The sequence below is a fragment of the Nocardioides sp. Z13_37 genome (assembly GCF_058355585.1).
On the sequence record NZ_JBZGDV010000004.1, the window covers coordinates 290,704 to 309,755 of the forward strand.

Annotated in this window: 19 protein-coding genes and 1 other RNA gene; 8 read left to right on the forward strand and 12 right to left on the reverse strand. The window is 73.2% G+C overall.

Features of this window, described 5'->3' with window-relative positions; all coding sequences use genetic code 11:
- Positions 1-28 precede the first annotated feature (28 nt).
- From AC4H2S_RS12595 to AC4H2S_RS12630, 8 genes are all read right to left on the reverse strand, one after another.
- A complete protein-coding gene (locus AC4H2S_RS12595; protein ID WP_491497323.1) occupies positions 29-3,010 on the reverse strand; it encodes a bifunctional [glutamine synthetase] adenylyltransferase/[glutamine synthetase]-adenylyl-L-tyrosine phosphorylase in 2,982 nt (993 codons plus the stop codon).
- 19 nt (positions 3,011-3,029) lie between these two features.
- The gene (locus AC4H2S_RS12600) at positions 3,030-4,376 is read right to left on the reverse strand and encodes a glutamine synthetase family protein (protein ID WP_491497324.1); all 1,347 of its coding nucleotides are present in this window, start codon (positions 4,374-4,376) and stop codon (positions 3,030-3,032) included.
- A 54-nt stretch (positions 4,377-4,430) separates the two neighbouring features.
- Positions 4,431-5,189, reverse strand: coding sequence for a hypothetical protein (locus AC4H2S_RS12605; protein WP_491497325.1), 759 nt, complete (start codon positions 5,187-5,189; stop codon positions 4,431-4,433).
- A gap of 4 nt (positions 5,190-5,193) precedes the next feature.
- Positions 5,194-6,420: a hypothetical protein gene (locus tag AC4H2S_RS12610; RefSeq protein ID WP_491497326.1), complete on the reverse strand. Its 1,227-nt coding sequence runs from the start codon at positions 6,418-6,420 to the stop codon at positions 5,194-5,196.
- Entirely contained in the window at positions 6,413-6,742 is a 330-nt protein-coding gene (locus AC4H2S_RS12615; protein ID WP_491497327.1) for a hypothetical protein, read from the reverse strand. Before AC4H2S_RS12615 ends, AC4H2S_RS12610 begins: the two co-directional genes overlap by 8 nt.
- Positions 6,739-7,068, reverse strand: coding sequence for an SAV_915 family protein (locus AC4H2S_RS12620; RefSeq protein WP_491497328.1), 330 nt, complete (start codon positions 7,066-7,068; stop codon positions 6,739-6,741). The genes AC4H2S_RS12615 and AC4H2S_RS12620 overlap by 4 nt, the downstream gene beginning before the upstream one ends.
- A 50-nt stretch (positions 7,069-7,118) precedes the next feature.
- A complete protein-coding gene (locus AC4H2S_RS12625) occupies positions 7,119-7,769 on the reverse strand; it encodes a hypothetical protein (protein WP_491497329.1) in 651 nt (216 codons plus the stop codon).
- A gap of 80 nt (positions 7,770-7,849) precedes the next feature.
- Positions 7,850-8,281, reverse strand: a complete 432-nt coding sequence (locus AC4H2S_RS12630) for a hypothetical protein (RefSeq protein WP_491497330.1) — start codon at positions 8,279-8,281, stop codon at positions 7,850-7,852.
- Between the two features lie 101 nt (positions 8,282-8,382).
- On the opposite strand from AC4H2S_RS12630, the gene AC4H2S_RS12635 reads away from it, so the two are divergent.
- Both AC4H2S_RS12635 and AC4H2S_RS12640 read left to right on the forward strand, forming a co-directional pair.
- On the forward strand, positions 8,383-9,087 hold the full coding sequence (locus AC4H2S_RS12635; protein ID WP_491497331.1) for a response regulator transcription factor: 705 nt from the start codon (positions 8,383-8,385) through the stop codon (positions 9,085-9,087).
- A 1-nt stretch (position 9,088) separates the two neighbouring features.
- Entirely contained in the window at positions 9,089-10,387 is a 1,299-nt protein-coding gene (locus tag AC4H2S_RS12640; RefSeq protein ID WP_491497332.1) for a sensor histidine kinase, read from the forward strand.
- A gap of 20 nt (positions 10,388-10,407) precedes the next feature.
- On the opposite strand, the gene AC4H2S_RS12645 is transcribed toward AC4H2S_RS12640, so the two are convergent.
- From AC4H2S_RS12645 to AC4H2S_RS12655, 3 genes are all read right to left on the reverse strand, one after another.
- Complete coding sequence (locus tag AC4H2S_RS12645) at positions 10,408-10,788, reverse strand: hypothetical protein (protein WP_491497333.1); 381 nt, start codon at positions 10,786-10,788, stop codon at positions 10,408-10,410.
- A gap of 50 nt (positions 10,789-10,838) precedes the next feature.
- On the reverse strand, positions 10,839-11,222 hold the full coding sequence (locus tag AC4H2S_RS12650; protein WP_491497334.1) for a hypothetical protein: 384 nt from the start codon (positions 11,220-11,222) through the stop codon (positions 10,839-10,841).
- Positions 11,223-11,327: 105 nt separating this feature from the next.
- Positions 11,328-13,367: an NAD(+) synthase gene (locus AC4H2S_RS12655; RefSeq protein WP_491497335.1), complete on the reverse strand. Its 2,040-nt coding sequence runs from the start codon at positions 13,365-13,367 to the stop codon at positions 11,328-11,330.
- A gap of 145 nt (positions 13,368-13,512) precedes the next feature.
- Here AC4H2S_RS12655 and AC4H2S_RS12660 point away from each other — a divergent pair, with 145 nt between their 5' ends.
- The 4 genes from AC4H2S_RS12660 to AC4H2S_RS12675 all read left to right on the forward strand — a co-directional run bounded on the left by AC4H2S_RS12660 (position 13,513) and on the right by AC4H2S_RS12675 (position 17,380).
- The gene (locus AC4H2S_RS12660) at positions 13,513-14,433 is read left to right on the forward strand and encodes a GNAT family N-acetyltransferase (RefSeq protein ID WP_491497336.1); all 921 of its coding nucleotides are present in this window, start codon (positions 13,513-13,515) and stop codon (positions 14,431-14,433) included.
- Positions 14,434-14,443: 10 nt separating this feature from the next.
- On the forward strand, positions 14,444-15,631 hold the full coding sequence (locus tag AC4H2S_RS12665; protein ID WP_491497337.1) for a PQQ-dependent sugar dehydrogenase: 1,188 nt from the start codon (positions 14,444-14,446) through the stop codon (positions 15,629-15,631).
- A gap of 99 nt (positions 15,632-15,730) precedes the next feature.
- Entirely contained in the window at positions 15,731-16,576 is an 846-nt protein-coding gene (panB, locus tag AC4H2S_RS12670) for a 3-methyl-2-oxobutanoate hydroxymethyltransferase (protein ID WP_491497338.1), read from the forward strand.
- A 105-nt stretch (positions 16,577-16,681) separates the two neighbouring features.
- Complete coding sequence (locus AC4H2S_RS12675; protein ID WP_491497339.1) at positions 16,682-17,380, forward strand: hypothetical protein; 699 nt, start codon at positions 16,682-16,684, stop codon at positions 17,378-17,380.
- Here AC4H2S_RS12675 and AC4H2S_RS12680 read toward each other — a convergent pair whose 3' ends face one another.
- Positions 17,381-17,608 carry a hypothetical protein gene (locus AC4H2S_RS12680; RefSeq protein WP_491497340.1) on the reverse strand — a complete coding sequence of 76 codons (228 nt, stop codon included), beginning with the start codon at positions 17,606-17,608 and terminating at the stop codon, positions 17,381-17,383.
- Here AC4H2S_RS12680 and map point away from each other — a divergent pair.
- Both map and rnpB read left to right on the forward strand, forming a co-directional pair.
- Positions 17,607-18,479 carry a type I methionyl aminopeptidase gene (map, locus tag AC4H2S_RS12685; protein WP_491497341.1) on the forward strand — a complete coding sequence of 291 codons (873 nt, stop codon included), beginning with the start codon at positions 17,607-17,609 and terminating at the stop codon, positions 18,477-18,479. The genes AC4H2S_RS12680 and map overlap by 2 nt on opposite strands.
- 13 nt (positions 18,480-18,492) lie before the next feature.
- Positions 18,493-18,872, forward strand: an RNA gene (gene rnpB / locus AC4H2S_RS12690) — RNase P RNA component class A.
- Positions 18,873-19,052: the final 180 nt, after the last annotated feature.

Consider the following 19,052-nt stretch of genomic DNA (forward strand, 5'->3'; position numbering starts at 1 on the left):
CATTTGTCCATAGATGAAGCACATCGCTTCATTCCCAGAAGACGCGCTCGACCACGGCGTGGGCGCGCCGGGTGGTGCGCAGGTAGTCGTTGACCATCTCGTCCGACGCGCCCTGCGGGTAGCCCAGCACTCGCGCGACCGCACCCCGTTCGAGGGCGTCGCTGGGCAGCTGGTCGGCCGGCTTGCCGCGCACGAGCGTGACGGCGTTGCGCACCCGGCTCACCAGGCGCCACGCCTCCGCCAGCGTCGCCGCGTCGGCCTCGGCGATCAGCCCGGCCTCGACCGCCGCCTCCAGCGCGGGCAGCGTCTGGGTGGTGCGCAGTCCCTCGACCCGCCCGGCGTGGCGCATCTGCAGCAGCTGCACGGTCCACTCGACGTCGGCCAGCCCACCGCGGCCGAGCTTGAGGTGGGTGTGCCGGTCCGCGCCGCGCGGCAGGCGCTCGTCGTCGACGCGCGCCTTGATCCGGCGCACCTCGATCACCGCGGACTCGGGGATCCCGTCGACGGGGAAGCGCAGCGGGTCGATGAGCTCGGTGAAACGGGCGCGCAGGCCGGGGTCGCCCACCACCGCGTCGGCCCGCAGCAGGGCCTGGAACTCCCACACGTGCGACCACTTGGCGTAGTAGGCGGCGTAGGACTCCACGGTGCGCACCATCGGGCCGTTCTTGCCCTCCGGGCGCAGGTCGGCGTCGATCTCCAGCGGCGGGTCGCTGGCCGGGAGCGAGAGCAGGCGCCGCACCTCCGAGACGACCGCCGTCGCGAACGACGCCGAGGCCTGCGTGTCCGCACCACCGGCGGGCTCGTGCACGAACATCACGTCGGCGTCGCTGCCGTAGGACAGCTCGAACCCGCCGTAGCGACCCATCGCGACCACGGCGATCCGGCTGGCCGGCTCGTCCAGCCCTCGCTGGCGGCGCACCGCCTCGATCGCGATGTCGAGCGTCGCCTGCAAGGTGGCGTCGGTCAGCCGGCTCAGCCCCTGGCCGACCAGCGCCACGTCGGTGCCGGCGACGAGCTCGCCGCACGCGATGCGCAGCAGCTCGCGCCGGCGCACCGACCGCACGGCGGCGACCGCGGCCTCGGGCGAGTCGGCGCGCTCGGCGACCGCCTGCATCTCCGCCAGCGCCGCCTCGGCGCTCAGCGGCACGAGCGACTCCCCCAGCATCTTCACGCCCTGCGGCTCGCGCTCGAGCAGGTCGGTGGCGTAGCGCGAGGTGCCGAGGACGACGGCGAGCCGCTGGGCGACCTCGCCCTCGTCGCGCAGCATCGTGAGGTACCACGGGGTGCGACCGAGGCTCTCGCTGATCCGCCGGAATCCGAACAGCCCGGCGTCGGGGTCGGGCGAGTCGGCGAACCACCCCAGCAGCACCGGCAGCAGGGTGCGCTGGATGTCGGAGGTGCGCGAGACCCCGCTCGTCAGCGCCTCGAGGTGGCGCAGCGCGGCGCGCGGGTCGGCGTAGCCCAAGGCGGACAGCCGGTCCTCCGCGGCCTCCAGCGACAGTCGCGCCTCGGAGCCCGGGAGCTTGGCGACGGCCCCGAGCAGCGGGCGGTAGAAGAGCTTCTCGTGCAGCCGGCGCACCTCGCGGCGGTGGTGGCGCCAGCGCCGGTCGAGCTGGGTGGCGGGCTCGGAGAAGATGCCGATCGAGCGGCCGAGCCGGCGCAACGACGCCTCGTCCTCCGGAAGCACGTGCGTGCGCCGCAGCTGGTAGAGCTGGATCCGGTGCTCGAGGGTGCGCAGGAACGTGTAGGCCTCGTGCAGCTTCTCCCCGTCCTCGCGCCCGACGTAGCCGCCGTCGGTGAGGCGGCTCAGCGCGCTGAGCGTCGCGCCCTCGCGCAGCGACGGGTCGGCCCGGCCGTGGACGAGCTGGAGCAGCTGCACGGCGAACTCGACGTCGCGCAGGCCGCCGGAGCCGAGCTTGAGCTGCCGCTCGGCCTGGTGCGCCGGGATGTGGTCGACGACCCGTCGGCGCATGGCCCGCACGTCGTCGACGAAGCCGTCGCGACCCGCGGCGCTCCACACCATCGGGGCCACCATCTCCCGGTAGCGCCGACCGAGGTCGGCGTCCCCCGCGACGGGCCGCGCCTTGAGCAGCGCCTGGAACTCCCAGGTCTTGGCCCACTTCTCGTAGTAGCCCTGGTGGCTGGCGAGGGTGCGCACGAGCGGCCCCTGGCTGCCCTCGGGGCGCAGGTTGGCGTCGACCGGCCAGATCGTGCCCTCCCGGGTGTGGTCGGAGCAGATCCGCATCAGGTGCGAGGCCAGCTGGGTGGCCGCGCGCAGGGCGGCGCCCTCGTCGGCCCCGGGGGCCGGCTCGTGGACGAAGACGACGTCGACGTCGGAGATGTAGTTGAGCTCGTGGCCGCCACACTTGCCCATCGCGACGACCGCGAGGCGCACCGTGTGGGCGGTCTCGCCCACCCGTGCGCGGGCCACCGCCAACGCGCCCTCGAGGGTCGCGGCGGCGAGGTCGGAGATCTCGGCGGCCGCGTCGTCGAGCCCCACGTGGTGGGCGAGGTCGCGCGAGGCCAGCCGCAGCAGGTGCCTGCGGTACTCCACGCGAAGCGCGTCGACGGCCTCGGCGTCGGGGAGCCCGGCCACCGGCTCGTGGGCGTGCGGGTCGGCGCCCACCGCGCGCAGCATCGCCTCGCGCAGGGCGTACGCGGCGGGGCGGGTGGTGCCCAGGGTGGGGTCGGTCAGCTCGCGCCAGTGCTCCGGGTGACGGACCAGGTGCTGGGTCAGGGCGGCGCTGGCGCCGAGCACGCTGCACAGCCGCATCGCGGTGCCCTCGTCGTCGGCCACCTCGGTGAGCATCTCCGCGCCGGTGCCCTCGGCCTGCTCGTCGAGGGCCTCGGCCAGCCGGAGCAGGCCCTCGAGCGCGGCGTCCGGGTCGGCCGACGCGGCGAGCTCGTCGGTCAGCGGCGGACCCGCCTCGCCGAGCCGCGCGATCCCGCGCGCAGCGGCGGCGCCGTCGACGAAGCCCTTGCGGACGTACGACCCCGGCGTGTCCCCCATCTGCGTCAGTCCGCCGGGCTCAGAGGACCGGCAGCATCCGGTCGCGCTCGTAGGCGGAGACCTGGGTGCGGTACTCCTCCCACTCGGCGCGCTTGTTGCGCAGGAAGAAGTCGAAGACGTGCTCACCGAGCGTCTCGGCCAGCAGCTCGGAGTCCTCGGCGATCCCGATGGCGTCCCACAGGCTGCGCGGCAGCGGCGCGATGCCGAGTGCCCTGCGCTCGCGCTCGGTCAGCGACCAGACGTCGTCCTCGGCCTCGCGGGGCAGCTCGTAGCCCTCCTCGATGCCCTTCATGCCCGCGGCCAGGACGACCGCGAAGGCGAGGTAGGGGTTGCAGGCCGGGTCGATCGTGCGCAGCTCGATGCGGGTGGACTGGCCCTTGTTGGGCTTGTACATCGGCACCCGGATCATCGCCGAGCGGTTGTTGTGGCCCCAGCACACTCCCGACGGGGCCTCGCCGCCGCCGAGCAGGCGCTTGTAGGAGTTGACCCACTGGTTGGTGACCACGCTGATCTCGCCCGCGTGGCGCAGGATCCCGGCGATGAACTGCCGGCCGGTCTTGGAGAGCTGGTACTGCGCGCCGGCCTCGAAGAAGGCGTTGCGATCGCCCTCGAAGAGCGACACGTGGGTGTGCATGCCCGACCCGGGGTGGGTGGTGAACGGCTTGGGCATGAAGGAGGCCCAGATCCCGTGGCCGAGGGCGACCTCCCGGATGACCGTGCGGAAGGTCATGATGTTGTCGGCGGTGGTCAGCGCGTCGGCGTAGCGCAGGTCGATCTCCTGCTGGCCCGGGCCGCCCTCGTGGTGGCTGAACTCGACCGAGATGCCCATCGCCTCGAGCATCGTGATGGCCTCGCGGCGGAAGTCGGCGCCGCGCGACTGGGCGGTGTGGTCGAAGAAGCCGCTGCGGTCGACCGGCTGCGGCTCGTCGCCCTTCCCCGGCACGTCCTTGAACAGGTAGAACTCGATCTCGGGGTGGGTGTAGAAGGTGAACCCCTTGTCGGCGGCGGTGCTCAGGGTCCGCTTCAGCACGTGGCGCGGGTCGGCGTACGACGGGCTGCCGTCGGGCATCACGATGTCGCAGAACATCCGCGCGGTGGCCGGGCCGCCGTCCTCGCCGGTGCGCCAGGGCAGGATCTGGAACGTCGAGGCGTCGGGGTGCGCGAGCATGTCGGACTCGTACACGCGGGCGAAGCCCTGGATGGCCGAGCCGTCGAAGCCGATGCCCTCATCGAAGGCGTTCTCGAGCTCGGCCGGTGCGACGCTCACGCTCTTGAGGAAGCCCAGCACGTCGGTGAACCACAGCCGCACGAACCGGACGTCACGCTCCTCGAGCGCCCGGATCACGAAGTCCTCTTGCTTGCCCATGCCACCACCCTAGGGCCAGCGCGACGCGAGGGTCGGAGGGTGTCAGCAGCCGAGTCAGAAACCCGCGTCAGACGGCATCCCGCCGCCGATCAGCGCCTCGCGCCGGGCCCTGTCGGCGACCTGCAGCTCGCGCAGCAGGCGCCGCAGCTGGGCCTCGTCGGCCACCAGCCCGAAACGGAGGTGGATGCCCGGCGGGTCGGGCTCGCGGTCGGTCGGCAGCAGCAACCGGCTCAGCCGCCACCGGTAGGACGGGGCGCCGGACACGGCGGTCAGGACCAGTGCGGCCCAGCGGGTGCCGAGGTTCTCCGGCACGACGGCGCCCACGTCGTCCCACGCCAGCTCGCTGTCGATGCCGGTGCCGTGCAGCTCGACGAGGTCGGCGGAGATACGCAGCTCGGGCCGGCGCGACCACGCACGCCACATCTCGGCGGCCAGCACCAGCACGAGCAGCCCCAGGACCCCGGCCACCACGCGCACCCCGGTCCGCTCGTCGAGGAGGGCGGCCATGGCGAGGCCGACCCCGAGCGTCGTCAGCACGAGGGCGACCACGGGGGCCTGGCCCCGCTCGCCGAGGGCCAGGGCCCAGGCGGGACGCCCGCGCAGCTCGGTGCGCCGCCACGTCGAGGTGCTGCGCCGCTGGCCGAGGGCGACCATCGCCGCCACGGAGAGCATGAACGCCCCCAGCACGACGTTGAGCAGCCGCTGCTCCGCGCGGGTCGCGGCGAGGTAGAGCGCCCCGGCTCCGATCACGCCCGTGACCAGGACGGTGAAGACGCCGACGGGTCGTGACGTGAACGCGTGGCTCCCGGCCACCCGCTCAGAAGATCGAGTCAAAGACGTCTCCCACTCCCTCGCCGATCGCACCGAACGTGTCGCCGATCTCCTCGACGCCGTCGACCACCGCACCACCCCAGTCGCCGAGCGAGTCGGCACCGGAGTCGAAGAGGCTGTCGATCGCCCCCGAGGTGAAGGCGCCCACCACCGTACCGACGGCGGCTCCGACGACGACGCCGGCGGCGGTGCCGACGCCGGGGATCGGCACGAAGCTGCCGATGACGCCGCCCATGTAGGCGCCGGACGCGGTGCCGGCGAGGATCGACGCGGCAGCCGGCACGGCGTTGGAGGTGATGGCCTGGGCGGGCCCCTCCTCCTCCCAGTCGGAGGCGATGCCGTAGCCCGCGGTGGCGATGTCGATGACCCACAGCCCGCGGGTGAGGCCCTTGGGCAGCTCCCAGCTCGACAGCGCCCGACGAGCCGACGGGTGGGCGTCGTCGAGGCGGTCGGCCTCGTCCATCAGTTCGTAGAAGCGACCGGGGTCGGTGACCCGTCCATCGGGGGTGCGGAGCGCGTCGGCGTGGGCGCGCAGCTCCGCCGCGCGCGCCAGCATCCGGTCGACCTCGCCGGTCAGGTGCGGCGTCGCGCGACGGATGAGCTCGAGCTGGATGCCGGCCGAGATCAGCTGGCCCGAGATCCCGACGTAGGCCGAGTCGTGGCGCTGCCAGGCCGATGCTCCCGCCTCGAGCGCGCGCTGCCACGCGTCCCACGCCGCCGTGGCGTCCTTGACGCACGTGTTCCACACCTCGACCTTGCGGTTGTGGCTGCGCACCGCCGCGTCGCGTGCCTCCCAGGCGTCCCACTCCGACGGCGTGGCGTCGGGCGTGGGCGACTGGCCGGCGGACGGCGGTCCGGCGCCGGGGTTGCGCACCACGAGACCGTCGACCACGAGGTCGCCCGCGCGGGCGGCGGCGCGCACGTCTGCCATCGCGTCCTTCGCGGTGCGCATGTCCTCGGCGAGGCCGTCGACGAGCGTCGCGACGTGGCCGGTGATGCTCGCGCCCTCGTCGCCGGACTGCGCCAGCTCGCGGGCCCGGCCGGCGAACGCCGTGCCGGCCTCGCCCTGCCAGTCGCCCGCGGCGTCGGTGCGCTGCTGGGCCACGGTGGTGGCGAGGTCGTCGAAGCCGGTGCGCAGGTCCTGCCGCAGCCACCGGGCGACGGCTCGGACGTTGGCGACCTCACCCTCGATCTCGGTGTCGAGGTCACCCATCGGTTCTCAGCCCGTCGATGAGGAACGACGCCGCCTCGTGGGCGTCGACCGTGGCCACCGTGCTGTTGCAGTCCTCCACGGCCGCGGCGATGGTCGTCGACTCGAAGGCGAGCCGAGCCGCCGCGTCGCTGGCCGCGGCCAGGATCATCAGCAGGAGCGGCTCGGCCTGCCCCGTGCCGCCCGCACCGGGACGCGAGGTGCCGACGGCGTCGAACGTGGTGCCGGCCTGGCCGAGCTGCTGGGCCACCCGGGTCAGGGTGGCGTGGTCGACGACCAGGTTGGACGCGCCCCCGCCGCCCCCGCCGCCGTCCACGGCGTTCATGCCCGGACCCCCGGCTCCGGGGCGCGCCGCTCCTCGGGCACGTAGACGTCGGTGTAGACGACGTCGAACGGCCGGACGTCGTGCAGCATCTGCAGGTCCTGTAGGGGCAGCCCGAACCAGGGCTGGTCCTCGCCCTGGCACGCATGCAGGCGGTCGAGGGCGGAGTAGACCAGCACGGCCGTGCGGCCGTCCTTGGTCTGCCGGTAGACCGCCTCCGCATAGCGCCCGTCCTGCACGTGCGAGACGCAGGGGATGTAGAGGAAGGGCGGGTAGTCGCGCGGGAGCCGACGCGGCTCCGCCGGGCCGGTGTCGGTGACGTCGCTCATGCGCAGGATCCTGCCCGGGCACGAGCCGCCCGAAACCGCTCGGCCCGCCGTCAGCGGCAGATGTTGATGTCCTGCGACCCGAGCACGCCGTCCCACACCTCGCGCATCGGCGCGAGCCAGCTCTGGGTGGTCGGCACGAAGGCGATGCTCCCGTCGACCTTCTTGCGCACGCCGTCCACGCGCACCTTCTCCACGACGAGCGGCACGGTGACCTTCCGGCTGCGCACGCCCTCCCAGCACGCGGACGCCTTCCGCTTGGTCACGGCCTCCTCGAGCGTGACCGGATCGCCGACGCGCTCGCCGTTGTAGCGCCACGCGACGGTGGTGACGTAGCCGGTCTGGCCCTCCCAGGGTGCGACGACGGTGGCGGACATGCCCCACGTGCGCTTGGTGGCGATGCGGAACCTCACCCGGCCGTCACGCACCTTCCTGGCACGCGACTCCCACACGTGGACGACGTCGGCGTCGAGCGTCCTGCGGGCGTTGACGAGCTGGATCTCGCAGCCCTCGCAGTCGTCGACGGTGAAGGTCAGCGTCGTGCGGCCGGCGGCGCGCTCGGTGGGCTGGTCAGGGGCCGGCCGTGCGTGCGCGGGTGCGGACGCCAGCGAGCCGGCGAGGACCGCGACGCCCGCGAGCGCGGTGGCCCGGGCCAGGACGGTGGTGCGGACGGTCGATCGGATGGTGGTGGTGCGGTGGGTCATCTCTGTCTCCCCCTGAGGTGGTGTCACCGCTTGTGACGCGGCTGTGGTCCACCAGGTTGCACCGCGATCGGGCGCAGGGGTCAGTCATCTCCCAGCGTGTTGCGCTCGAGGTCGGCCAGGGTGGGCCGCCCCCGGTTGCAGAAGACCTCGAGCTCGACGGAGCTGCGACCGTCGCTGAAGACCGCCTCGACGTCGTCGTCCGGGCCCTGCTCCCAGCTCACCGCGCGCCAGCCGCCCTCCTTGTCCGGGCGCACGCCGACGCCGTACGCCCAGGTGTCGCGGCACTCGACGACGAAGGCCCCCCACTCGCCGGTGATCTCGTCGGACACAGCCGGAGCGTCGGGCTCGGGGACGGAGGGGGACGGCACGGAGGTGTCGCGGGCGACCTCGTCGCCCACCGGGCCGCGGTCGCGGATCGTGGCGCCCACCGTCGACACCGCGAACACACCGGCGATCACGGCCACGACCGTGGCCGCGCCCCACAGGCCGACGAGCATCATCCGACGTCTCACGGGGCGCATCTTGCCGGTTCGCCGGTCAGCGTGGGGTGAGGACGCGGTTAAGGCGCGGCTAAGGCCGCAGTGGTGCGCTCCCGGGACGGTACGGTCGTTGGGTGGCCGAGGTGCTGATCATCGAGGACGACGACCGGATCAGGCCGTTGATGGTGCGGGGCATGCGCGAGTGCGGCCACACGGTCACCTCGGCGCCCACCGGGATGGGCGGGCTGCAGCTCGCGGTCGACTCCTCCCCCGACCTGGTCGTGCTCGACCTCGGGCTGCCCGACGTCGACGGCACCCAGGTGCTGTCCATGCTGCGGGCGGTGAGCGAGGTGCCGGTGATCATCGCCAGTGCCCGCGCCGACGACCCGTCGCTCGTCGGCGCCCTCGACGCCGGCGCCGACGACTACGTCGTCAAGCCCTTCACCAGCGCCCAGCTCGACGCCCGCGTCCGCGCGGTGCTGCGTCGCGCCGCGGCCGGTCGGCGGCGGCCCACGACGCTCACCGTCGGCGGTCTGACCATCGACCTGGCCGGACGTCGCGTGCACCTCGACGGCAGGGAGATCGAGCTGACCCCGCGCGAGTTCGACCTGCTCGCCCACCTCGCCGAGCGGCCCGGCGAGGTGGTGACCAAGCGGGACCTGCTGGTCGAGGTGTGGCGCCAGCCGTGGGGCGGCTCGGACAAGACCGTCGACGTGCACCTGTCGTGGCTGCGCCGCAAGCTCGGCGAGACGGCCACCTCTCCGCGCTACCTGACCACCGTGCGCGGCGTCGGCGTACGACTCGCCGCGCCCGGGCCCGACGAGGCCGGGACCGACTGAGGTGCGCCGCAGCCTCCTCCTGACGGCGGCGGCCGCCATCTCGATGGTGCTGCTCGCGATGCTCGTGCCGATGATGATCCTGGTGCGCAGCTACGCGCTCGAGGACCGGCTGGCCCGCGCCGCGCTGGAGGTCCAGGCGGTGGAGACCGTGGTGTCGGGCCAGGACGCCGGTGCGGTCTCGCAGTACGTCGATCGGCTCAACGACTCCGACCGCGACACGCGGGTGACCGTGCTCTACCCCGACGGCCCCGAGATCGGCCCCGACCCCGGGCAGGGCGCGCTGGTCCTCGACGCGCGCAACACCGGCCGCGCGCGCGTCGACGACGTGCCCGGCGGGTCGCAGCTCCTCGTGCCGGTCTCGCGGGGGGGCAACTCCGCGCTCCCCTCGCAGACCCCGGTGATCCGGGTGGTCGTGGACGAGCCCGGCCTCGACTCGGCCGTCGGGGTGGCGTGGGGGCTGCTCGCCCTGCTCGCGCTGGTGCTGCTGGCCGGGTCGCTGGCCGTGGTCGACCGGCTGGGACGCTCGTTCGTGCTCCCGATCCGGCAGCTCGCCCGGCACACCAGGTCGCTCGGCGGCACCGGCGTCGTCGCCCCGCTCCCCGCCGTGTCGGGACCGCCCGAGGTGCAGGAGCTCGCCAGCGCGGTGGACCGGCTGGTCGGTCGCATCCAGCTGCTCCTGGCCCGCGAGCGGGCCAACGTCGCCGACCTCTCCCACCGCCTGCGGACGCCGGTCACCGCCCTGCGGCTGCGCGTCGAGGCGGTCGACGACCCCGTGCTGCGCCACCGGCTCGGTGGCGACCTCGACGCCCTGCAGGCCACCGTCGACGAGATCGTCCGCGAGGCCCGGCGCTCCGAGCGCGAGGGGCTGGACCCCCGCACCGACGCCGTCGCGGTGGTCACCGAGCGCATACGCCACTGGGAGCCGCTGGCCGAGGACCAGGGGCGCCCCTACGACCTCCACCTCGCGCCGGCCGGGCCCCTGCTGCGGGCGAGTCGCGCCGACCTCGAGGCCCTGGTCGACGTGCTGCTCGACAACGTCTTCTCCCACACCCCCGACGACGCGGCCGTGCGGATCACCCTCGACGCGGACGACGACGCCGTCGAGCTGGTCGTCGAGGACGCCGGCCCGGGCCTGCCGCCGGGGCTCGACGCCACCGGTCGCGGGTCGAGCGGGACCGGCTCCACCGGCCTGGGCCTCTCGATCGCGGCGCGCACGGCGGAGAGCTGCGGCGGCGAGCTGGAGGCCGGCCGCTCGGACATGGGAGGAGCCCGGGTCGCCGTCACGTTGCGGACGGCCTGACCCGGGCTCCGGTGGAGCTGTCAGCGCACGGTGACCTTCAGCGAGCAGGACTTCCCGCCGGCGGGCGTCACCGTCAGCTTGAAGGTGTCCTTGCCGGGGGTGTTGCGGCGGAACGTGTCGAGGCTGAGCTCGCCCTCGTTGTCCGCGCGCAGCACGCGGGAGACCGCCAGCTTGCCGTCGTGACGGATGGCCACTCGCCACTGGCTCCCCGGGCGGGCCCGGTCGATGTCGGCGTCGACCTCGAAGCCGCGGCCCTCGCGGTCGACGTTGAGCTCGAACGTCGCGCCGGCGCAGGTCCCGCGCCGCTCGACGTCGGCGCTGGCGGGCGCCGCGACGAGGACGGTGGTGCCGGCCGCGGCGGTGGCGACGAGGGCGGTGGTGGCGATGAGCGTCTTCTTCATGGGTTTCTCCTCAGGTCGGGTGACCCGGTCGGGCCGCGCTTCGTGGCGGATCAGGAACCGATCGTGGCCGTGCAGGGCTCCCCGTCGGCGGGGGTGAAGGTGACGGAGTACGACGCGTCGCCGGAGTCACCGGAGCTGAAGGCGTCGACGTCGATCTCGCCGTCCTCGTCGGTGGTGCGGACGCCGCTGAGCAGGGACGTGTCGCCGCGGGTCAGCTCGACCTGCCACTCCTCGCCCGGTCCGGCCGACTGCAGCTCGGCGCTGACCTCGGTGCCGCCGTCCTCGCTCTCGGTGCTGAGCTCCCAGGTCGCGCCGCCGCACGTGCCGCGCTCGGTGGCGCGCTCGTCGGCCGCGTTGTCCACGAACCACCACACGCCGAGCCCGATCACGACCGCCGCGATCACGACCACAGCGATGACTACGTTTCTCCGCACAGTTCCTCCTTCGTCATTGGACGCCCGAGTGGCGCCTGTCGACAAGAGGCTCCCGGCAGGGGGGCTAAGTGCGCTCCAGCCTGCCGCTAACGGCAGGCAAAGCCCTCAGGAGGTCGGGACGTCCCGCTCGATCTCGGCGAGCCACGCGGTGCCCTTGGCGTCGCTGGGCATCCGCCAGTCGCCTCGGGGGCTCATGGTGCCGCTCGCGCTGACCTTCGGCCCGTTGGGCAGCGCCGAGCGCTTGAACTGGTTGGCGAAGAAGCGCTTGACGAAGACCTGCAGCCAGGTCCGGACCTCCTCGAGCGAGTACGCCACCCGCGCGTCCTCGGGGAACCCGGGCGGCCACTCCCCCGCCGCGGCGTCCTGCCACGCGTGCCAGGCGAGGAAGGCGATCTTGCGGGGCCGGAAGCCGTGGCGCACGACGAGCGCGAGGGTGAAGTCCTGCAGGTTGTAGGGGCCGACGGTGTCCTGCGTGGCCTGCGGCCTCTGCCCCTCCTCGACCGGGATCAGCTCGGGGGTGATCTCCTGCTCCAGGATCTCGGCGAGGACCTCGTTGGCCTCCTCGAGCTCCCCGTGGCTGATCACCCAGCGGATGAGGTGCTGCACGAGCGTCTTGGGCACGCCGGCGTTGACGCTGTAGTGCGACATCTGGTCGCCGACGCCGTAGGTGCACCAGCCGAGCGCGAGCTCGGAGAGGTCGCCGGTGCCGACGACGATGCCCCCGCGCTGGTTGGCCAGCCGGAAGAGGTAGTCGTAGCGGAGCCCGGCCTGGACGTTCTCGAAGGTGACGTCGTAGACCTTCTCGCCGCGGCTGTAGGGGTGGCCCATGTCGGCGAGCATCTGCTCGGCGGCGGGGCGGATGTCGATCTCCTCGAACGTGACGCCGAGCGCCTGCGAGAGCCGGGTGGCGTACGACTTGGTGGTCGAGCCGGTCGCGAAGCCGGGCATCGTGAAGGCCAGCACGTCGCTGCGCGGGCGGCCGAGCCGGTCCATCGCCTTGCACGCGACGATCAGCGCGTGCGTGGAGTCGAGGCCGCCGCTGACGCCGATCACGGCCTTCGGCGCGCCGATCGCGTTGAGCCGCTGCTCGAGCCCGGAGACCTGGATGTTGTAGGCCTCGTAGCAGTCGAGCTCGAGGCGCTCGGGGTCGTCGGGGACGAACGGGTAGCGGTCGACCTTGCGCATCAGCCCGATGTCGCCGGCCGGCGGCTCGAGCTCCCACTCCACGGTGCGGAACCGGTTGACCCGCTCGTGGTGGGTGCGCCGGTTGTCGTCGAAGGTGACCTGCCGCATCCGCTCCTGCCGGACGAGGTCGAGGTCGACGTCGACGACCGTGCGGCGCGCGCCGTCGGGGAACCGCTCGCTCTCGCCCAGCAGCGAGCCGCACTCGTAGACCATCGTCTGGCCGTCCCAGCTCAGGTCGGTCGTCGACTCGCCCTGGCCTGCCGCGGCGTAGACGTAGGCCGCGGCGCACCGCGCGCTGGCGCTGCGCACCAGGAGCCGGCGGTCCTCGGCGCGGGCGATGGTGATGGGCGAGCCGCTGAGGTTGGCCAGCACGGTGGCCCCGGCGAGCGCGGCCTCGGCGCTCGGCGGCACCGGCACCCACAGGTCCTCGCAGACCTCGACGTGCAGGTCGAGGCCGGGCACGTCGAGGCAGCGGAAGATGAGGTCGGGCCCGAAGCGGACCTCCTGGCCGGCGACCGTGACCCACTCCAGGTCGCGGTCATCACCCGGGGCGAACCAGCGGCGCTCGTAGAACTCGCGGTAGTTGGGCAGGTAGGACTTCGGCGCCACGCCGAGGACCGACCCGCGCTGCACCACGACGGCGCAGTTGAAGACCCGGTTGCCGTGCACCACCGGCGCCCCGATGACGAGCATCGTCATCAGGTCGGCGCTCGCCGCGACGATCTCGGCGATCGCCTCGTCGACGCCCGCCAGCAGGGTGTCCTGCAGGAAGAGGTCGTCGACGGAGTAGCCCGTCAGGCACAGCTCGGGGAACACCGCGACGGCGACCGAGTCGTCGTGGCAGGCTCGCGCCTGCTCGAGCACCTCGGCGGCGTTGGCGGCGGGGTCGGCCAGGTGCACCGGCACGGTGACGGCCGCGATGCGGGCGAAGCCCTGGGCGTAGGCGGAGTAGAAGTCCACGCCGCCACTCTAGGGAAGCGGGCCGCTCGAGATCCCACCCCTCGGGTCCGGACCGGGAACGAGCCGGTCGCACGCCCTGGCGCGCGCGTCGGCGAGGACCGGAAATGGGTGGGCCGACCCGCCCGACGCGCCCTACGGTGCGGTCATGGTCCTCGACATCAGCCCCTGCGCCTCTGACGAGGACCTCGAGGCGTGGCGCCAGGTGCGGATCGCGGTCGTGCCCTACGAGCGCACCCAGTCCGTGGAGGAGCTGCGCGCGTACGACGGGCCCGACCGGCTGCTCGTCCTCGCCCGGCAGGACGGGGTCGTGGTGGGCCACGGGCTCGCCCAGCGCTCGGACACCGCCGAGGGCGGCTCGGTGGTGCCGCGCGTGCTCCCCGGCAACCGCAGGCGCGGCGTCGGCACCGCCCTGCTCGACCGGCTCGTCGAGCACGTCGCGGGCCTCGGTGTCGCGGTGCTGCGCGCGGGCGCGGACGACGAGGGCTCGCTCGCCTTCGCGCGGCGCTTCGGCTTCGAGGAGGTCAACCGCGAGGTCGAGCAGACCTTCCGCATCGACGGCCCGATCGCGGTGGCACCGGCCCCCGAGGGCATCGAGGTCGTCACCGCGCAGGAGCGGCCCGGGCTCTGGGAGGCGGCCTTCGACGGCCTCGGGCTCGAGGCGCTCGCGGACTTCGCCGTCGACACCCCGCTCGACGTGACGCCGGAGCGCTGGGCGACCTCCTGGCTCGTCGACCCGATGTTCCTCGCGCTGCACGACGGGCAGGTCGTCGGGTGCGCCGGCCTGGGGCGCGACCCCGACGAGCCGACCCGTGCCGAGAACGGCCTGACCGCCGTACGCCGTGCCTGGCGCGGGCGCGGGCTCGCCGTCCACCTCAAGCTGCGCGCCCTGGCGTGGGCGGCCGACCACGGGATCCACGAGGTCTACACCTGGACCCAGGACGGCAACGCCGCGATGCGCGCCCTCAACACCCGGCTGGGCTACGCCACCACCCGGGTCGGCATCCAGCTCGCCCGCGCCCTCTCGCCCGGCGAGCCACCCTTTACCGGCGCCCTCGCGCAGCCGTAGCGTCGGCGCCGTGCGCCAGACCCTCCGCAGCACCCCCCGCAGCACCCTCTGCCTCACCCGGTGGTCCCTCCCCGTCGTCGTCGCCGCGCTCGTCGCCGGCCTCGTCACCCTCCCGCCGCCGTCGGCGACGGCCGGCGACGCCGTGGCAGGTCGCGACGGGCGAGCCCCGCAGCTGCGGGTCCGCACCGTCGTCCGCGGGCTCCAGCACCCCTGGGACGTCCAGCAGGCACCGGGTGGCCGGCTGCTCGTCTCCGAGCGCGACCGCGCCCGGCTCAGCGTCGTGCGGAAGGGGAAGCGGCGGACCCTCGCCGACCTCTCGAAGCAGGTCTGGGTCTCCGGGGAGACCGGCCTGCTGTCGATCGCCGTGGACGCCGGGTCGCGGACCTTGTGGGCCTGCCACGGCGCCAGGACGCCGCGCGGCAACGAGGTGCGGGTGACGCGGTGGCGGGTCGACCCGACGTGGCGCCGGCTCTCGCACCGGCGCATGGTCATCGGCGGCCTTCCCGCGACCTCGGGGCGCCACGGCGGCTGCCGGCTGCTGCTCGACCGCGACAGCGACGCCCTGTTCGTCGGCACCGGCGACGCTGCCGTCGGCACCAACCCGCGCTCCCTCGACTCCCTCGGCGGCAAGGTGCTGCGGGTCCACCGCCGCACCGGAGCGGCGATGCCGGGCAACCCGTTCGCGGACGCGAGCGGCGCCCGCCGGTTCGTGTGGACCTACGGCCACCGCAACGTCCAGGGCCTCGCCCAGCGCGACGACGGGACGGTCTGGTCGGTCGAGCACGGCAGCCACCGCGACGACGAGGTCAACCTGCTCGTCCCGGGCGGCGACTACGGCTGGAACCCGGTCCCGGGCTACGACGAGACCGTGCCGATGACCGACCAGTCGCTCCCGGGCCAGCAGCAGGAGGCCGCGTGGTCCTCGGGCACCCCGACGATCGCGACCTCCGGCGCCAGCTGGGTGCGCGGCGCCCAGTGGGGACCGCTGGAGGGGACGCTCGCCGTCGCCGCGCTGAAGGGCTCCGCGGTCCTCTTCCTCCGCTTCGACGACGCCGGCCGGCTCACCTCCGTCACCCGTCCGCCCCGGCTGCAGCGCCTGGGCCGGCTGCGCTCGGTCACAGCGGCGCGCGACGGCGACCTCCTCCTCACCACCGACAACGGCGCGCGCGACCGGGTCGTCCGCGTCTCGCCGCGGTGAGCGTGACCGCCGCCACAGCGCCCTACCCGCCGGTCGCCACTAGCCTGACGAGTGGTCCGTGGACTCCAGCAGGGAGCCGCGAGATGACGAGGAGCGAGCATGGCTGAAGAGACTGCCCCCTACGGCTCCGGCCCGGCACCGTCGGCGCCCGTGAGGCGCGTACGCACCCATCACCTGCGGGAGATGAAGGAGCGCGGCGAGAAGATCACCATGCTCACGGTCTACGACATGTACACCGCGGCCGTCTTCGACGAGGCCGGCATCGACATCCTGTTCATCGGTGACTCCGCGGCCAACAACGTCCTCGGCTACGAGACGACGCTGCCCGTCACCGTCGACGAGCTCATCCCCCTCGTCCGCGCGGTCTCGCGCACCGCCCGGCGCGGACTGGTCCTCGCCGACCTGCCGTTCGGCTCCTACCAGGCGTCGCCGGAGCAGGCCTTCCACACGGCCGTCCGCTTCATGAAGGAGGCCGACGCCCACGCCGTCAAGCTCGAGGGCGGCGTCGAGGTGGCGCCCCAGGTGGAGAAGCTGTCGACCAACGGCATCCCCGTCATGGCCCACATCGGCTTCACCCCGCAGAGCGAGCACGCCCTGGGCGGCTACCGGGTCCAGGGGCGCGGCGAGGCGGCCGACCGGATCCTGGCCGCCGCGCACGCGATGGAGGACGCCGGCGCCTTCGCCGTGGTGATGGAGATGGTGCCCGGCGACGTCGCCGCGCAGGTCAGCAAGGAGCTGACCATCCCGACCATCGGCATCGGCGCCGGTCCGGCGTGCGACGGCCAGGTGCTCGTGTGGCAGGACGCCTTCGGCCTGCGCACGGGCCGGATGGCGCGCTTCGTCAAGCAGTACGCCGACGTGCACGGCGTGCTGCTCGAGGCGGCGCGGGCCTACGCCGACGACGTACGCGGGGGCACGTTCCCCGGCCCCGAGCACACCTTCTGAGGCCCCCGGTCCGGCCCGCCCGCGCGGCCGCCGGCGGGCCGGTGGCGGTGACAAGTCGGCCCCGGCACGGGAGGATCGAGGTCCCGACGACGCGAGGAGCCCGACGTGAGCGAGACCCCGGCCGGCAGGACGGCAGCCAAGAAGTCCCCGGCGAAGAAGTCCGCCACCACGAAGTCCGCGGCGAAGAAGTCGACCACGAAGAAGTCGACCACGAAGAAGTCCGCGGCTAGGACCTCAGCCGCCAAGACCTCAGCCGCCAAGAAGTCGCCCGCCAAGACCTCAACCGCCAAGAAGTCGCCCACCTCGACGTCCGCGGCCAAGAAGTCGCCCACCTCGACGTCCGCGGCCAAGAAGTCCGCGGCGAAGAAGTCGACAACCAAGAAGTCCGCCACGAAGTCCGCCACGAAGTCCGCCGCAGGGAAGTCCACAGCTGCAAAGAAGTCGCCGGCCACGGCGCCGGCGCGCACGTCGGTCCCCCCGCCCGCTGGGCAGTCGACGCCGAGGCCCACGGCCAAGCCCATCGCGTCGTCGGCGCGGCGCTCGCCCGCCGAGCGCGCGGTCGACGCCGGCGCCCAGGCCATCAGCACCGCCGCGATGATCCAGAAGGTCGCCCAAGAGACCGCCGAGCGGGTCGCGGCCGAGACGGCCGCGCGGGTGAGCAAGCAGTACGAGGCGGCGATCGCCGACCTCACCCGCACCCTCGACAAGAACACCAAGCGCGCTCTCAAGAGCGTGCGGGCGGCCGCCGACATCGCTCAGGCCGCCAACCCCGTCACGAGCAAGAAGGCCAAGAAGAAGAAGTGATCAGCTGCTGGGGGTCCTGTCGCTGACGCCATCCCCCGCGGCGGGACCGTCGTCGTCGTTCCAGTTCGGGTCGTTGTCCCACTCCTCGTTGCGCTCCTCGACCTTCTCGAGCGCGCGGGAGGCCTCGGCCGCCGAGGCGTAGGGGCCGAGCCGGTCGCTGTTCTTGCAGCCGTCGCGTCCCTCGACCGTGCGGTGGGTCAGGCAGAACCAGTATTCGTTCTCGCTCATGGGCCGAAACTACACTCGGGCCGTGCCAGCCGTATCCCCCGCAGAGGTATCCGCACGGCGTGCCGTGCCCGCCCACATCGTCCGCCCGGAGTACGTCGACCAGCCGGCGCCGCAGCGCTTCACCGGCGAGGAGGTCAAGGACGCCGAGACGATCGAGCGGATGCGGGTCGCCGGCCGGCTCGCGGCCCAGGCGCGCGAGCTCGTCGGCTCCCACGTCGTGCCCGGCGTCACGACCGACGAGCTCGACCGGATCGGCCACGAGTTCCTCTGCGACCACGGCGCCTACCCGTCCACGCTCGGCTACCGCGGCTTCCCCAAGTCGCTGTGCGCCAGCGTCAACGAGGTCATCTGCCACGGCATCCCCGACGCCCGCGTCGTCGAGGACGGCGACATCGTCAACATCGACATCACCGCCTACCTCGACGGTGTGCACGGCGACACCAACGCCACCTTCCTCGCCGGCGACGTCGACGAGGAGTCGCGGCTGCTCGTCGAGCGGACGAAGGAGGCGCTCGACCGGGCGATCAAGGCCGTCAAGCCCGGTCGCCGCGTCAACGTCATCGGCCGGGTGATCGAGGCCTACGCCCGACGCTTCGGCTACGGCGTCGTCCGCGACTTCACCGGTCACGGCATCGGCACCGCGTTCCACTCCGGCCTGGTCATCCCCCACTACGACGACGAGCGCTTCGACGACGAGATCCGGGTCGGGATGACGTTCACCATCGAGCCGATGCTCAACCTCGGCACCCCCGACTACGACATCTGGGACGACGGCTGGACGGCCGTGACCAAGGACCGCCGCCGCTCCGCGCAGTTCGAGCACACCCTCGTCGTCACCGACGATGGCGCCGAGGTGCTCACGCACCCCTAGACTCCACCGTGAGTGGGTCGGCCGGGCGGCCGCGGTCCACCGCCTCGGCGAGAGCCGGGGTGGCGGGTCGAGGAAGGTCCGGGCTCCACAGGGCAGGGTGGTGGCCAACAGCCACCCGGGGCAACCCGCGGGATCAGTGCCACAGAGAACAGACCGCCTCCCTCTCCGGAGGGCGGTAAGGGTGAAACGGTGGTGCAAGAGACCACCAGTGCGCCGGGCGACCGGCGCAGCTAGGCAAACCCCACCCGGAGCAAGATCAGACAGGATGCGTCCGAGGGCGGCCCTCCCGAGCATCCGGGTAGATCGCACCAGGCGGCCGGCAACGGTCGTCGCAGATGGATGGTCGCCCCCGCGCAAGCGGGACAGAACCCGGCCTACAGGCCGACCCACTCCTTACACCCTACTGACCTGCGAAAACGCAGAGTTCAACCCCTAGTAGTCCGCAGGGAGTCCGCAAGAGATCCCAGCACGAGGTCGACGGCCTCACCTGTCCGGTCGTCGGAGTCGGGCCACAGGTGGCTGTATGTGTCGAGCGTCTCAGCGGCGCTGGCATGGCCAAGACGCTCCTGCACG